Genomic DNA, 14,906 nt, shown 5'->3' with positions numbered 1-14,906 from the left:
GTGCGTGTCGAAGTCGAAACTGCCTAGCGCCGTGCGGGAGGCCGTGTGCCGGGAGCTGTACCGACAGGTGCACGCCCTGGACTGGGAGTCACTGGGAGACCAGCAGAAGACCGAGCAGTACTCGCTATGGGTCGACCATCCAGCGATCGGCGGCGAGCTCGCCGATCACTACACAGCCGAGGGCATGCGCGTGTGGCTCAAGGATGGGCCGATGAAGGAATACACCCGCGCTCTTGAGGGTGTCGGCTCCTATGCCGCCTACGCAGTCAAACGACTTGCCGACATCGGTGAGACGATCCGCGAGGCGATAGGGCCGGAGTGGCGAACAGTGCCTGGGACGCGGGCGGAGAAGCCGATGCACATGGACATCACCGACGGCACTGTTCGGCGATACATGTGCTGGGGGCAGCCGCAGACGTTCCGCGACTTGCTGTGGGCGGCCGTCCGAGTAGCTATTGGCGCGCCGGAGCGACCGCTGATCTTGATTACCTTGCGGGAAGGGAGGTCGTTGGAATCGACCGAGGAAGTATTTCAGGACAAGGTGGCGGCGCACTGTGGAGTGGACTTGATCCGTGTGTCCCGCCGATTGATTGACAAGGGCTGAGTCTTGACTTCAACCTGTGGTCACGTCACCGGGTGAGCCTTTTCATTCTGGGTGCCTCGTAGTTCTGTAAGACGTGGATGGCTTCGGGTGGTCGGTTGGCGTGAGGGGCGGCAGCGAAGCTAGCGCATGATGTTCCAGGCCCCGGGTTGTGGGTACTGGCGCGTTCGTCGGGCCTATGCGGGCGGCGTGGATGCAGTTGGCATCCTTGTGATTCTGTCGTCGCGTGACGTTGTCCAGTTTTTGGCCGGTCCGGCTTTTCTGTCCTGTTCTACGTCTATTTCCGGGTCGCGGTCGTTGCCTACCATTTCGCCTGTGACCGGCTACAAGTGGGACGTGTTCATCAGCTATAGCCGCAAGGGAATGGCGCAGAAGTGGCTGTTGAACCACTTTTACGAACGCTTGCTCGACTGCCTCATCGGCGAGATGTCCTATACACCCAGGGTGTACATGGATCGGTTGTCCATCGCCAAAGGGGCACACTGGCCTTCCGATCTCCAGCAGGCCCTCCTGCACAGCAAGATGATCGTGCCGCTGTTCACCCCGCCGTACTTCCGGTCTCCGTGGTGCATGGCGGAGTTCCACAGCATGCGGGCGCGGCAGAAGATGCTCGGAATCGGCGGGGGCCGCATCCCCCAAGGGCTGATCTACCCGGTGCTGTACTCGGACTCCGACAACTTCCCACCCGAGGCCCGCGAGTTCTCCTGGTGGAACTTCAAGGACGTGTCCAACCCGGATCCGGTGTTCCAGATGACTCGCGACTTCCACCGCTTCCACGACCGGGTAGCGGAGTTCGCCTCCGACCTGGCGAAGGTGCTCGAACAGGTTCCGGAGTGGGAGCCCGACTGGCCACTCGTTGTCACCCCCGACCCCGTGCTCATGCCTCCTCCGCTGATCCCCAGGTTCGGTGATCCGGCGCAACGCACTGGGCGACCGCCGTCCGCTGATCTCGACGGTCCCGAGGAGGTGGCGCAGAGATGACCGGCACCGTCATCACCTTCTACTCCTACAAGGGTGGGGTCGGGCGGAGTTCAACGCTGTCCAACGTCGCCGTGCTGCTGGCGCGGTGGGGTCGCAAAGTGCTGGTCGTGGACTGGGACCTCGAGGCGCCTGGGCTGCACCACTACTTCGGCCCTTCCCTGTCCACGCCTCCCGACAGCGGTGTGATCGACCTGGCCAACGACTTCCTCAGCGGCGCGAAGGCACCCGGCAAGCACATCGTCCCGATCGACATCGGCGAGGGCACCCTCGACCTGTTGGCAGCGGGCGGGCTGGATCCCGCCAACCCCCGCCGCACGCACCCCACCTACCACAGCCGCATGCAGCGGATCGACTGGGCCGACCTCTACGCACAGGGTTTCGCGACCTTCCTGGAGCGGTGCCGGGAAGAGTGGACCGACAACTACGACTTCGTGCTGATCGACAGCCGGACCGGGATCTCCGACACGGCGGGCATCTGCACAGCGCACCTGCCGGATCGGCTCGTGGTCGTCTTCACCGCGAACGACCAGAACCTGATGGACGTCGTCGACGTCGCGCAACGCGCTGACATCGCCAGGGACAGGCTGCCCTACGACCGCCCCCCGCACATGGTGCTGCCTGTCCTCTCGAGGTTCGACGGCCGGGTCGAGTACCAGCAGGCCGAGGAGTGGCACCGCAGGTGCACCGAAGCCGTGGCGCCGCTGTTCGGCAACTGGCTGGCCAAGAGCGTGTCGGAAGAACTGATGTTGCGGCACCTCACGGTCCCGTACGTCTCCTACTGGAGCTTCGGCGAGCAGCTCCCGGTGCGGTCGGAGCAGGTACCGTCCCCCGATCAGATCTCGTACGCTCTGGAAACGGTGGCGGCGGTGATCGGCCAGCAGTTCGACCGCACGGACCTGCTGGCCGACAACAGGGACGCTTATGTGGCCGCGGCCAGGTCTCGGCGTCGGGAGTTCGACCTCGACCTGCTGGTGTCCAGCCCGCGCTCGGCCCAGGTGGCGGCGACCGAGCTGATCGAAGAGCTGCGTGCGCTCGGCTTGCGCGCTGACCGATCGCTGTCGGCCAACGTCGAGTTCCTGGACCACCCGCGGGAGCCCGCCAAGCACCTGTGCCTGATGGTCGACGGCGAGGTGAGCCGGTGGCAGACCACGGAGGCGGAACGGTTCCTGAGGCACGCGCTCGACCCCGACGGCGACCAACGGCAGTTGTTCTGCGTGTTGACCCACGGTACGGATCGGGCGCAGTTGCCGGGGTTCCTGCGCAACCTGCGACCGCTGGAACTGGCACCGCGCACACGGCCGATCGATGTGGCCCGCGAGCTGCACGACCTGATCACCGGTAGGCCGAGCCCGGCGGAGACCCCGGACCGAGAAGTCCTCCGCCAAGTGGCGGCGGTTCTCCGCGCGCTGCCGGACGAGATGCCCTACGCGGCCCGCTTCGTGCTCATCGAGCAGGTCGTGCACGACATGGCAGCCGCACTGGACCGCGACGAGCTGTCCCTGATGCGTGACCTCGCCACCGACTTGGAACTACTGGGCAAGACCCGCACGGATGGCGAGCGGGTCGCGATACCCGTGCACCTGCGCGCCGGGATCGACGCGCTCCTGGACCGGATCGACCGCCGCGGCCAAGCCTTCACCGAATGAGAGGCGGCACCATGCCGAAGAAGTACGGGGCCAACGAACAGGCCACGCTGATAGCCCTCGTGCTCGCCAACGAGGAGATCACCAACACCGAGCTCAAGGCGCGGCACGGCGTGACGCTCGACAAGGCCGGTCGCGAGCGGCTGAACCGGGACGGGCTGTTGGTCAGCCACACCACGAGCACCCCGTTCGTGCACCAGATCACCGCGGCGGGCATCGCCTGGTGCGAGCGGGAGATGGCGCACATCGAGCCGACCGCGAAGGCGGGTGGCCTGGCCCGGGTCGTGTTCGTGTTCGCCAGGACCGTGATCGAGCGCTTGCTCCAGCAGCACTCCATCCTCGGCTTCCTGCACCCGGCCGCTGCACACCTGCCCGAGACGCACTTGACCGAGGTGCACCCGGCTGAGTTGCGCCCGACCGAACCGCGCCCGGCCGAGTTGGAGTCGGCCGAGTTGGAGTCGCTGATCCGCAGGGTGTACGAGGAGCTCTCAGTCAAGCCGCAGGACTGGGTCCGCCTGGCCAAGCTCCGCCCCGAGCTCAACGGCGCGGGCAAGTCCGAGGTGGATGAGGTGCTGCTGGCGATGGTGCGGGCGGGCGGGACCCACCTGGCCCCCGACTCCAACCGCAAGGTGCTCACGGAGGCCGACCACGCGGCCGCCATCCGGATCGGCGGCGAGGACAACCACTTGATGGCGGTCGACGAGTCATGAGCGAGGAACTGCGCGAGGCGCTGGCCGCGCTCCGCTTCAACTCGGCCGAGACCCCGGACGACGTCTGGCACACCTCGCCGTCCCATGTGGAGGACCTGCACCTCAAAGCGCGGGACCGGATCGGGGCCAGTCTCCGCGATGCCAAGGCGAGCACCGGTCCCAGTCCGATCGGGCTGGTGTTGCAGGGTCGAAAGGGTGTCGGCAAAACGCACCTGCTCGGCTCGGTCCGGAACATGGTGCAAGCGGTGGAGGGCTACTTCTTCCTGGTCGAGCTCAACACGGGAACGACGTTCTGGGACGACGTGGCGAGCGCGATGCGCTCCGAGCTGCACCGGGGAGGTGACGACCGCCAGACGCAGATCAGCCGGTTCCTGCGGCAGGCCTGCGCGGTGGCCGAGGTCCCCGACGAGGTGGCGAGCGCGGTCGTCGGAGACGCGCCGCTGAAGCCGGGACACCTCAAGGACTTCATCGCCTGTCTGCGCAAAGTGGACCCCAGGATCGCGGTCGAGTGTGGTGACACGATCCGCGCGCTGGTGCTGTACGCCTCGGAGCACGCTGACATCGGTTGGGCGTACCTGACCGGGTCGGCCAGCACCGAGTTCGGCAACTGGGGATTGCCCAACCCGAACACCCCGGCACGGCAGCTGGTGCGGGACATCTCGCGGGTCCTGGCGCTCACCGGCCCGTGCGTGGTCGCCATCGACCAACTGGACACGCTGGTCAACATGGCCCAGGATGCCACCGGTGAGCGTGTGACCGACGCCGAACTGGGCTTGCAGCTCGCCCTGCTCGCCGACGGGATGATGCAGCTGCGGGAGACCACGCGGCGCACCCTGTCCATTGTGGCCTGTCTGCCCAACACCTGGAAGATGCTGCACTCGGCCGCCAGCGACTCGTTCGGCGACCGGTTCACCGAGATCCCGATCCTGGGATCCATCACCGACCCGCGCATCGGGCGGGTGTTCGTCCAGCGTTGGCTCGGAGTGGTCTACCAGGGCGTCGGGTTCGTCCCGCCGCACCCGACGTGGCCGGTCGCCCCCAGCGCGTTCGGTGATGAGTCGTGGGGTGCCTACACCCCCAGGCAGCTGCTGATGCGCGTCCACGCGCACGCCGAGTCGTGCCTGCACGGTGAGATCCGGGAACTGGCCGATTTCGACGAGAAGCAGCAGGCAGCGGTGGCCGAGCAGGTGGTCCCCACCCTCGACTACTTCACCGAGCTCGACGCGCAGTACGAGCGGCTGCGCCGCGAGGCCGACATCTCCGCGGCCGCGTTGAAGCAGCACAACGAGGACGCCCTGATGCCCGAGCTGCTCCACGCGGGACTGCAGTCGTGGATCATCGAGGTCGGCAACGACGACATGCGGTGGTCGAGCGAGATCCTGCCCGGTGGTGACGAAGTCCACGCCACCCTGCACCGGATCACCGACGAGCAGCTCGACGTCACGCAGCGCTGGTCGTTCCGGCTGATCGCCAGCGGGCACGGCAACGGGGTGCTCAAGCGCCTGCGTTCTGCCCGGTCCGCGGCCGGGGTCCAGCCGGGGGTGGCCAACCGGTTCTTGGTGATGCTCGGCAACGGAACGCAGGGGTGGGCCGGGGCCGTCACCAGGCACGAGGTCGCCGCCATCGTCGGCGTGGGCGGCAAGCGGATCGAGATCACCGACGACGACCTGCGCACGTTCAGCGCGCTCAAGTCGATGCTGCCCCAGCGGTCCCACCGGCTGCTGACCTGGTTGGCCGCGCGCAAACCCGCGAGCACCAACACGTTCCTGCGGGAGATCCTGCCCACCTCGACCAAGTCCCCCGCAGGTCACCAGGAGACCCGGCCCCCGCCCGCCGGGCAGCGGCCTCCCCGACCGGAGGAGATCGCGCTCGGTACGGGCGGTGAGATCCTGATCGAGCTGGAGTCGCTGCGCAAGCACGTGATGATCATCGCGGGCAGTGGGAGCGGGAAGACCGTGCTGCTGCGGCGCATCGTCGAGGAGTGCGCGCTACGCGGGGTGTCGGCCATCGTGCTGGACCCCAACAACGACCTGGCGCGATTCGGCGACGCCTGGCCGGACGCACCCGATGGCTGGCGCCCCGGCGATGCCGACACCGCCGCCGACTACCTCGCCAACACCGAGGTCGTGGTGTGGACCCCGGGTAGGGAGAGCGGTCGACCGCTCAGCTTCCACCCGCTGCCGGACTTCGCAGAGGTCAGCACTGATACCGACGAGTTCACCGCGGCGTTGGAGGCCGCGGTGGCGCGGTTGGTGCCGCGCGCCAAGGTCGACGGGAGGACCAAGTCCGCTGAGCGCGGGAAAGCGGTGCTGCGTGAAGCCTTGCGGCACCATGCGCGCACCGGCAAACGCGAACTGGCGGAGTTCGTCGAGCTGCTCGCCGAACTCCCAGAGGGCGTCAGCAAGCTGAGGACCGGCGCGGCGACCGCGGCCGACCTGGCCGAGACGCTGCGGGCCGCGATGGTGAACGACCCGCTGCTCGGCGGTGCGGGCGCGCCGACCGACCCGGGGGTACTGCTGACCCCATCCCCGGGATACCGAGCACGGCTGTCGGTGATCAGCTTCATCGGCTTGCCGTCCGAGGAGCAGCGGCAGGGCTTCGTCAGCCAGCTCCAGTTGGAGATCTTCTCCTGGCTCAAGCGCAACCCCGCCGGGGACCGGCCGCTGGGCGGGCTCCTGGTGATGGACGAGGCGCAGACGATCGCCCCGTCGGGGAGCACCACGGCCAGCACGCAGAGCACCATCCTGCTCGCTTCCCAGGCGCGCAAGTACGGGCTGGGCCTCGTGCTGGCCACCCAGGCCCCCAAGGGCGTGCACAACCAGGTCACCGGCAACGCCACGACCCAGTTCCTCGGCAGGTTGAACAACGCGACGCAGATCGCCGCGGCGAACGAGATCGCCAGGGCGAAGGGCAGCACCGTCGCCGACATCGCGAAGCTGGACAGGGGCGAGTTCTACGTGACCGGGGACGGGATCGGGCTCCGCCGGATGCGGACACCGCTGTGCCTGAGCCACCACCCACCGAGCCCGCTGCGGCTGGAGGAGGTGCTCGACCGCGCCCGGGACGACGACAACGACAACCCCGACGACAACGGTGGCAATGGCGTCGCCGATGAGGAGTGACCAGCTGAACGGGACGTGCCCCGCACCTCACAGGTGCGGGGCACGTCCCGTTCAGCGTCGTTATCGCGTGGCCGTGGCGGTGAGCACCGCATTGACCCGCTTCCACAGCGCGGCGAACAGTTCGTCCTTGCGGTAGATCCGAGTGGCTGAGCCACCACCGAGCAGCGACAGGTCCCGCAGTTCGAGCAGGGCACCCGCCTTCGCGTCATACACCGGGCGCGCCCACCCGTTGCTGCACGCGCTACCCGCGTCGTGCCTGCCGACGACGAAGTTCACCGTCTCGTCGCCGCCGATGCCGCCCCGCAGGATGTCCAGGGCGTACACGGTGTCGCCCGCCTGCTCGACCCGGACGGCGATCCGGGAGTCGCCGATGTGCACCGTGCCGGTGAACCGGGTCACGTCCAGGCCGGGCATGGCGGCGACGAACTGCTCGCCCAGGTACCGCAGAACGGCGTCCTGTTCGGCGTAGCGGCTGAAGGAGACCGGAGTCCCTGAGACCTCGGCGCGCGCCTTGGTCCGGCTGACGATGTCGGCTACCAGCGCCCGACCGATACCCGAGGTCTCGGCGAGCTCGACCCTGGTGGCCAACGCGTCGACGAACCGCTCCGGCCGGTCGGTGTCGGCGCGCACGTAGGTCACGTGCGGGTGGATCAGGTCGGCAGGCACCGAGACGTCGCCGACCAGTGCGGGAAGAACGTGCTCGTCACCTGCCTTGACCGCGCGCAGAGCCGCCTCGGTGAACTCGTCGATCGAGGAGACCAGGGGCACGAAGTACCGGACCCGCGCCTCGGGCAGGTCGCCGCCTTCCTTGCGGGCCCACCAGTCGTGGGTGTGCTCGGGTCCGTGCAGCACGATCAGGCCGCGCTGCTCGCACGCCCGCACCAGTTCGTCGGCGGCGTTCCGCTGCTCCTCGGCGAAGGAGATCGCGAGGTCGTAGTCCTGCTCGGAACTCGTCTTCGCGGGCCCGTCGACGCTGTCGTGCGTGGTGTCGTCGTCAGTGGCTGGGTCAGTCACTCGATCTCCTCTGTGCTCGCCCGCCTCCGGCGGGCCGGTGTCCTGGACTGCCGCAGCATCGACGGAGGTCGTTGACCAGCGGTGGACCATTCGTGGATGCCCTGGTGGACCGGTGCCCACCGGTGTTGGCAACGGGCAACACCTTGTTGTCGGTGTGCGCCGCGCTGAATCCTTGTGATGGGGATCGGGACATCCGAAAACCACTCCCACACCTTCACCTGGAGGATTCGCCATGTCCAAAACCATGTCCACTTTCGTCACCTCGCTGTGCGCGATCCCGGTCGCGTTCGTCCTCGCGACGGGTGTGCAGGTCACAGCTGGTTCGACCAGCTTGTCCGACGAGGAGCCGAAGAACCCGCCGACCACGACGACCACGATCACGACAGAGGGCAACCCCTGGCACGGCTGAGTACGACCGGCGAATTGCCCACCGGCTCGCGTCGGAAAGCTGGTGGGCAATTGCGCTCCACACAACAGGGGTGTTGTACTCAAGATGGCCGAAATGGGAGGCACAGTGGCTGAATCATTCGCTGAGCGGTTGCACCACCACCGCGTCGCGGCTGAGTTGTCGATCGGAGCCCTGGCCAAGCGGGTCAACTACAGCAAGGGCTACCTGAGCAGGGTCCAGAGGGGGCTCAGGGCACCGACCGAGACCCTGGCCAAGCTCTGCGACGCCGCACTCGGCGCGGGCGGGGAGCTGATCGCGGCCGCCCGCGCGGACCGTGACCGGCATGCCGAGAACCTGACCCTGGACCGCAGGCAGGTGCTGACCGCGGGCACGGTCCTCGGTCTGGCACTCGTGGGTGGCCCCCGACCCACTCTCGAGGACCGGGTCATCGAGGGCATGCGGACCTCCTTCGAACACCTGCGGGTTCTCGGCGCGCAGGCGAGCCCGGCGATGGTGCTGGAGCCCCTCGTCGCGCACGTGCGCACCGTGCACGCGCTCGCCGCCGAGAACCCCGAGCCGACTAGAGCGAGTCTGCTGCTGCTCGCGGCGCGGATGGCCGAGTACACGGGCTGGATGTACCAGGAGTCCGGGGACGACCAGGGAGCGCTGTGGTGGACCAGGCACGCCGCTGAGCTGGCTCGCGCGGGGGGCGATCACGAGATAGCGAGCTATGCGCTGGTCCGTGAAGCGGGCCTGGCCCTCTACCGCCACGACCCGATCCGCACGATCGACCTGGCCCGGCAGGCCCAGCAAATCGGCACGCCCAGCAGGCGCACCCTCGCGATGGCCGCGCGCCGAGAAGCACAGGGCCACGCCCTCGCGGGTGATCTCGGCGCCTACGAACGCGCGTCTGACCGAGCCGCGGCGCTGATCGAGGCGGCCACCGCGGACGTTCGGGCGTACCCGGTCCTCGGCACGACCGCGCCAGAACCGGTGGAGCTGGCCAGGGGGTGGTCGCTGTGCGACCTCGGCAGAGCCGCCGAGTCAGCTGCCTTGCTCGATCGGGCGGTGACGCTGATACCGATCGGGTCGCGCCGCTCGCGAGCTCGATTCGGGGTCCGGCGTTCCCTCGCCCACGCCTTGTCGGGGGAGGTGGACCAGAGCTGCGTGACCCTGTTCGAGGTCCTCGACGACGCGGCGCACGTCGACTCGGCGACCGTGCGCATGGACCTGCGGGAGGTGGCGAGGACACTGAGTCGCTGGCGCAACCACCGCGCGGTCCGGCAGGTCTACCCGGGGCTGAACCGCGTTCTGCACCAGGTCTGAAGCACCGCCGTAAGCCTCGGCGGATCGCGGCGTGCGCTCATCGCGATCCGCCCGGCCGTTGACAAGGGCAGTCGAGTGCTTCCAGCTGTGCTCGGACGACCGCGGCTTCCGGTTGTCCGAGTGCGGTGAACCCGGTTTCGGCCAGCCTCCACTGCGGTGAGGCTGCTTCGTGCTTGCCCGCATCGTGCAGAGCACGGGCGAGACCGTAGTGCGCGCGTGCCTGGTGGATCCGGTCACCGTCGCCCCCCACGAGGTCCAATGCCGCCTCGTAGGAGGCACGGGCTTCGGTGATCTCGCCCATGGCCAGCGCGGTCTCGCCACGGTCGCAGAGGAGCCGGGCGTGCAGGTCGGCATCGATGGTCCCCTCCGCGACGGCCCGCGCTCGAATCTGGTGGTGTGCGGCCTCAGCGAACCGGCCCTGTACGCGGTGCACGTTGCCGATGTAGTTCAACGCATAGGCCTGCGTACAGGGGTCCCCGGCTTCCAGCGCGCTCTCGTACGCCTCGACGTGGTTGTCCAGCGCTTCTTCGGCCAAGCCGAGCTGTAGCTGGACCGAGCCCAGGTTGTTCAGCGCGTGCGCCAGCCCCTGCGCGTGGCCGACCGCGTGCAGCAGGGGAACAGCGGCCTCGTTCTGCCGGAGGGCCAGGTCGAGATCGCCACGCAGCTCGCTGAAGTGGCCCAGCATGCTCAACGCGTGCCCTTGACCACGCAGGTCGGCACACTGCTCGTACTTGGCCAGCGCGCTGGTGAAGTGCTCGACCGCCAAGTCGTGCTCACCGAGTTCCGCGATCGGGATCGCCAGAGCGCAGAGCGTTGCCGCCTCGCCGCGGGCATCACCGAGCCGTCGCCACCGGGGCAGTGCCTGCTGAGCGAGCGCCCGTGCCTCGGTCAGCCTGCCGAGCCGGTTGTACGCGGTGGCCATCCTGAGCAACACGTGCGCCTGACCGTAGTAGTCCGGTTCGTCGAACACGATCTCCTTGGCCCGGCCCATGGTCGAGATCCAGTCCTCGACCTGGCTGGTGGTGTGGAAGTAGCGCCACATGAGCACAGCCATCCGCCAGGCGTGTCCCGGCCTGCCGTTGTCCGCGGCGTGACCGATGGCGGCGACCAGGTTGCCCTGCTCGTCCTCGACCCAGCGCAGTGCGGCGCGCGGATCGGTGAAGGTGGGCGCGGCAGCGCAGGCGCGGTGCGAGGTCGGTTGCAGGTGCCGGTCGAACGGATAAGCCGTGCTGACGGCCGAGGTCAGCGCGACGAGGTAGAAGTCGAGCAGCCGCAGCAGGGCAGCCTCAGCCTCGGTGGGCGTCATCCCGGTGGCCGCCTCGTCGGCGGTGTCGGGAGAGTGCTCGGCAGCGGCGAACTCCTTGAGCGGGTCGAGCATCTGGTACCGCTCGGTCGCAACTTCCTCGATCAGGCAGACCTCGTGCAGGTAGTCCAACGTGGCGCGGGCGGTCGCCACGTCGCAACCCGCCAGCGCAGCGGCACCCTGCACGTCCAGTTCTGGCCCCGGTAGGTGTCCGAACAGCCGGAACATGCGCTGCCGCGAGGCGTCGAGCAGCTGGTACGACATCCGCAGCGCGGCCGCGAGGTCATCACCGTCGCTGCGCCACGGGCCGCTCTCCTCCAACAGGTCGAGCAGGTGGTGCAACGGCCAACTGATGTGCCTGCGGAACAGCGCGGCGACGACGAGTATCGACATCGGCAGGTGGCCGCAGCGCTTGACCACGGCGGCGAGCTCGTCGGGGACGCCCGGTACCCGCCGCGATCCGACCACAGCCCGGAAGAGCTCGACAGCCGCGCCCGCGGGCAGCGGGGCAAGCCGGATGTGCTCGCCGGTGTCCGCACCGCCCATCCGCCTGCTGGTCACGATGGCGAAGCAGCCGGGAGCTTGGGGCAGCAGGGGTTGGACGTGCTCGGCGGACTCCGCGTTGTCCAGCACGACGAGCCGCTTGGTGTTGTGCAGCATCGATTGGTACAGCGAGTACTTCCGCCCAGCGGTCGCGGGCACCTGCTCGGCGGGCATGCCCATCTCCACCAGCAGTTGGGCCAGCGCGTCCTCGGTTGTCGTCGTGCGCACGTTCGGCGTGTGCCCGTTGAGCCGGACCAAGAGCTGCCCTTGTGGGAAGCGGTCGCGCATCCGGTGCGCGGCCTCGACGGCAAGAGCGCTCTTGCCGACGCCCGGCGCACCGCTCAACCAGACCACGCCACTGTCTGCTGCGGCGGCGTCCTCGATCGCCGCCAACTCGTCCTCCCGACCTGTGAAGCTCCTCGATCGCGGCGGCAGCGAGCTGACCGGATCCCCTTGTTCCGTTAGGGCGGCGAGGTTGCGCAGCACCGGGCCCGGGAGTTGGTCGATCTCAGCGAGCGCGGCCTCGGTCTCGGTGAAGACCCGCCACGCGGCCAGGTGGTCGTCGTCGGCGAGTAGAGCCCGCATCAGCAGCGCGGCGTACCGCTCCCGGACCGGGTCCATCCGCACCGCGTCGCGCAACCGGTCCCGCGCGGACCTGTGGTCGCCCGCGTCGAGTTCCAGTTGGGCCAGATCACCGACCGCGTCGTGGAACGCGTCCTCGGAGAAGACGACGTCAGGCCCGCCGACCCGGTCGATATCGATGTCCTCGAGGAACCGACCGCGGCGCAGGGCGACCGCCTCGCGCAAGAAGTCGATCGCCTCGGCGCGATCGGCGGCGCCACGTGCTGCCTCGCGCAACCGGTAGAACCTGGTCGTGTCGACCTGGTCGTCGGTGACCCGCAACGCGTACCCGGTCGGGGTCTTCTCGATGTCGACGTCGTCAGCCTCGCGGAAAGCCGTGCGCAGCTTGCTGATGTAGCCGCGCACCAGGTTGACCCGTTCCGGGAGGCTGGGCCAAATGATCTCTGTCAGCCGTTCGGGGGATAGTGGCCGGTTGGCGTGCAGCAGCAGCACCACGAGGAAGAACCGCTGCTGCTGGTCTCCCAAGGGCACAGGCTTGCCCTCGTGCCACGCCTCAAGCGGGCCAAACATCCGAAAGTCCACTCCGCGCCTCCCCGCGTGCGAGCTTGTTCTCTGCTGAACACATCGCGCAATCGGCCGTCCGGGTATCAGGGTGTCCCCATTTCGTCCACTTTCGGTCGACACGGGCCGGAGACGATCACCCGATCCGGACGGAGGAGAACTGATGCGCGCCGAGATCGTGCCGTGCTATGTGGTCTGTGACCTGTCGTCGTCGATGGCCGACCGCGTAGGGGACCTGAACCTGGGCTTGCGGGAGTTCCGTACCGCGGTGTGCGCCGACGCACACGCCGCAGCACGGACGCGGGTCGGCGTTGTCGGGTTCGCGGGCATACCCCGACTGCTGCACCCGTTGCGGCCCATAGAGGAGCTCCCCGACCTGACCGTGCCCCGCCCCAGGGTGGGTACGAACTTCGGACTCGCGTTCACGTTCGTGCGCGAGACCATCGAGCGCGACGTGCGGGCGTTGAAGGCAGAGCGGTTCCTCGTGCGCAGGCCGGTGGTGTTCTTCGTCTCGGACGGCAGGCCAACAGACCCGGCGGCGTGGCCCAAGGCGTACAACGCACTCGCTGACCCGAAGTGGCCGACTCGTCCACAAGTGGTCGCCTACGGCATCGGAGCCGCCGACCAGCGGACCCTCGGCCGAATCGGTGTGTCCGGTGTGTTCCTCGGCCAGGACGGCATCCGCGTCGCGACGGCCCTGAGCGTATCGGTCACACGGCGGGCCGCTCCCGAGCACGTCTGAGACATCCACCATCTGTCCACTTCTGGTCCACACCGCGGGCGCAGGCTCCGCGGGGCGAAGCGGTCCACGAGGGAGACGAAGATGATCGGTCATGTGAACTTGGTTCGCGAACTGAAGTCGCTGCGCAAGGGGCGGGGCGTGCTCGCGAGCGGTATCGAGGACCGGGTGGGTCCCGCGCTGCGCGCGGCCTGCGAGATCGTCAGCGGTGACGACAAACTGGCGATCCGGCGCAAGGTGACCGCTCGGCTCACCGAGTTGGCGCGCCGACTGCCCGACGACCTCGCCGAGGTGGCGCTCGTCGCGTTCGCACTGAAGGCCGAGGCGCGGCACGCGTTGTACCAGGACCGCGTCTCCTGGGTCGCGAACGAGGACAACTGCGACACCCGCACCATCCGCCGCCGGGTGGACGAGGCGATCGACCACCTCGCCGAACTGGCGGAGGCCACCCCCGTATCCGGTTCGCGGGCCGTGCGGACGAGCACCGAGCTCCACGTTGTGCTGTCGCTCGACCGTTCCCGGCCCGAGCTGCTGGAACTGCACCGCACCACCGCTGTCGAGGACGACCTCGTCGAGCTCGACTTCACGACCACGTGCCAGATCCAGGAGCCGCGTGTGCTCTACGGCGGTACCCTCATCGCGCCAGACCGCCTGCGGCTACCCGCGCCGCTCTCCAGAGGTACCTCGCACGCCTTCGCGATCCACGGACAGCTCGCCACCGCGCCTTCCGCGCTGATCCTTGTTCCGGAGCACTCGTACACCGTGCTGGACCTGCGTGTGCGGTTCGCGCAGTCCGCCACCCCCAGAGAAGTGTGGGCGATCCGCGGGTTGTCCCGAGACGGATCGGGGGCGTTCAGCACGACACCATTGCGGATCGACGATGCCGGGGAAATCCATCTTCGCCAAACCGACCTCGCGGCGGCCTCGCCGCGAGGCGTGCAGTGGTCCCACTAGCCCGCTGGCGTACCTGGGGCTCGTTTGAGGGAGGCAAGTCAAGGGAGACGTTATCCACCCTCGGCCTGACTCGGCCGAGGGTGGATGCTGCTTGGTGCTCACCCGGGGCGGGCGAGCACCGTGGCGTCAGTGGATGTCCTCGCGGACGTAGAAGTACCAGCCGGGGCCGTCGTTGCGGCTGCCGAAGTCGCCGGGGTCTTGGTCCCACCAGTAGCAGTTGTCGGTGTACATGTAGGGGGGTCTGTGCAGGTTGTCGGAGTCGGCGTCGCATTCGGCTCGGTTGTGGTAAACGCCGATGTGGTAGCGGCCCCAGAACTCGTGGGCGCTCGCTGTCGTGGTGGTGGCTACCAGGGTTCCTGCCGCGATCAGCAGTGCGCCAGCCAGCGCGGTTGTCCTGCGCATCGTGTCTGCCTCCGGGGGGATACGGGATTGAGGAGTC

Annotated in this window: 12 protein-coding genes; 9 read left to right on the top strand and 3 right to left on the bottom strand. The window is 68.3% G+C overall.

Annotation, left to right across the window (positions count from 1 at the left end; all coding sequences use genetic code 11):
- The first annotated feature begins 4 nt into the window (after positions 1 to 4).
- From JOD54_RS30815 to JOD54_RS30795, 5 genes are all read left to right on the top strand, one after another.
- Positions 5 to 604, top strand: a complete 600-nt coding sequence (locus JOD54_RS30815) for a hypothetical protein (RefSeq protein WP_307860421.1) — start codon at positions 5 to 7, stop codon at positions 602 to 604.
- 312 nt (positions 605 to 916) lie between these two features.
- Entirely contained in the window at positions 917 to 1,582 is a 666-nt protein-coding gene (locus JOD54_RS30810; RefSeq protein WP_204455451.1) for a toll/interleukin-1 receptor domain-containing protein, read from the top strand.
- Positions 1,579 to 3,228, top strand: coding sequence for a tyrosine-protein kinase family protein (locus JOD54_RS30805; RefSeq protein ID WP_204455450.1), 1,650 nt, complete (start codon positions 1,579 to 1,581; stop codon positions 3,226 to 3,228). The genes JOD54_RS30810 and JOD54_RS30805 overlap by 4 nt, the downstream gene beginning before the upstream one ends.
- An 11-nt stretch (positions 3,229 to 3,239) precedes the next feature.
- Positions 3,240 to 3,935, top strand: a complete 696-nt coding sequence (locus tag JOD54_RS30800) for a hypothetical protein (RefSeq protein WP_204455449.1) — start codon at positions 3,240 to 3,242, stop codon at positions 3,933 to 3,935.
- Entirely contained in the window at positions 3,932 to 7,057 is a 3,126-nt protein-coding gene (locus JOD54_RS30795) for an ATP-binding protein (RefSeq protein WP_204455448.1), read from the top strand. Before JOD54_RS30800 ends, JOD54_RS30795 begins: the two co-directional genes overlap by 4 nt.
- A 60-nt stretch (positions 7,058 to 7,117) precedes the next feature.
- Here JOD54_RS30795 and JOD54_RS30790 read toward each other — a convergent pair whose 3' ends face one another.
- A complete protein-coding gene (locus JOD54_RS30790) occupies positions 7,118 to 8,071 on the bottom strand; it encodes a hypothetical protein (RefSeq protein ID WP_307860420.1) in 954 nt (317 codons plus the stop codon).
- 232 nt (positions 8,072 to 8,303) lie between these two features.
- Between JOD54_RS30790 and JOD54_RS30785 the strand changes: the two genes are divergently transcribed.
- A complete protein-coding gene (locus JOD54_RS30785; RefSeq protein ID WP_204455447.1) occupies positions 8,304 to 8,480 on the top strand; it encodes a hypothetical protein in 177 nt (58 codons plus the stop codon).
- Between the two features lie 105 nt (positions 8,481 to 8,585).
- On the top strand, positions 8,586 to 9,785 hold the full coding sequence (locus JOD54_RS30780) for a helix-turn-helix domain-containing protein (RefSeq protein ID WP_204455446.1): 1,200 nt from the start codon (positions 8,586 to 8,588) through the stop codon (positions 9,783 to 9,785).
- 37 nt (positions 9,786 to 9,822) lie between these two features.
- On the opposite strand, the gene JOD54_RS30775 is transcribed toward JOD54_RS30780, so the two are convergent.
- A complete protein-coding gene (locus tag JOD54_RS30775; RefSeq protein ID WP_307860419.1) occupies positions 9,823 to 12,744 on the bottom strand; it encodes an AfsR/SARP family transcriptional regulator in 2,922 nt (973 codons plus the stop codon).
- A 193-nt stretch (positions 12,745 to 12,937) separates the two neighbouring features.
- Between JOD54_RS30775 and JOD54_RS30770 the strand changes: the two genes are divergently transcribed.
- Complete coding sequence (locus JOD54_RS30770) at positions 12,938 to 13,516, top strand: vWA domain-containing protein (protein ID WP_204455444.1); 579 nt, start codon at positions 12,938 to 12,940, stop codon at positions 13,514 to 13,516.
- Positions 13,517 to 13,597: 81 nt separating this feature from the next.
- Complete coding sequence (locus JOD54_RS30765; RefSeq protein WP_204455443.1) at positions 13,598 to 14,467, top strand: hypothetical protein; 870 nt, start codon at positions 13,598 to 13,600, stop codon at positions 14,465 to 14,467.
- Positions 14,468 to 14,593: 126 nt separating this feature from the next.
- Here the strand turns inward: JOD54_RS30765 and JOD54_RS30760 are convergent, their stop codons facing one another.
- Positions 14,594 to 14,869: a hypothetical protein gene (locus tag JOD54_RS30760; RefSeq protein WP_204455442.1), complete on the bottom strand. Its 276-nt coding sequence runs from the start codon at positions 14,867 to 14,869 to the stop codon at positions 14,594 to 14,596.
- Positions 14,870 to 14,906 lie beyond the last annotated feature (37 nt).

Source organism: Actinokineospora baliensis (assembly GCF_016907695.1).
GTDB lineage: Bacteria > Actinomycetota > Actinomycetes > Mycobacteriales > Pseudonocardiaceae > Actinokineospora > Actinokineospora baliensis.
This window is presented reverse-complemented; position numbering and strand designations above follow the sequence as displayed.

Excerpts from the sequence above, each read along its gene's own strand:
- JOD54_RS30770 (WP_204455444.1), top strand. The coding sequence starts at position 12,938 with ATGCGCGCCGAGATCGTGCCGTGCTATGTGGTCTGTGACCTGTCGTCG.
- JOD54_RS30800 (WP_204455449.1), top strand. The coding sequence starts at position 3,240 with ATGCCGAAGAAGTACGGGGCCAACGAACAGGCCACGCTGATAGCCCTC.
- JOD54_RS30760 (WP_204455442.1), bottom strand. The coding sequence starts at position 14,869 with ATGCGCAGGACAACCGCGCTGGCTGGCGCACTGCTGATCGCGGCAGGA.
- JOD54_RS30805 (WP_204455450.1), top strand. The coding sequence starts at position 1,579 with ATGACCGGCACCGTCATCACCTTCTACTCCTACAAGGGTGGGGTCGGG.
- JOD54_RS30795 (WP_204455448.1), top strand. The coding sequence starts at position 3,932 with ATGAGCGAGGAACTGCGCGAGGCGCTGGCCGCGCTCCGCTTCAACTCG.
- JOD54_RS30765 (WP_204455443.1), top strand. The coding sequence starts at position 13,598 with ATGATCGGTCATGTGAACTTGGTTCGCGAACTGAAGTCGCTGCGCAAG.
- JOD54_RS30785 (WP_204455447.1), top strand. The coding sequence starts at position 8,304 with ATGTCCAAAACCATGTCCACTTTCGTCACCTCGCTGTGCGCGATCCCG.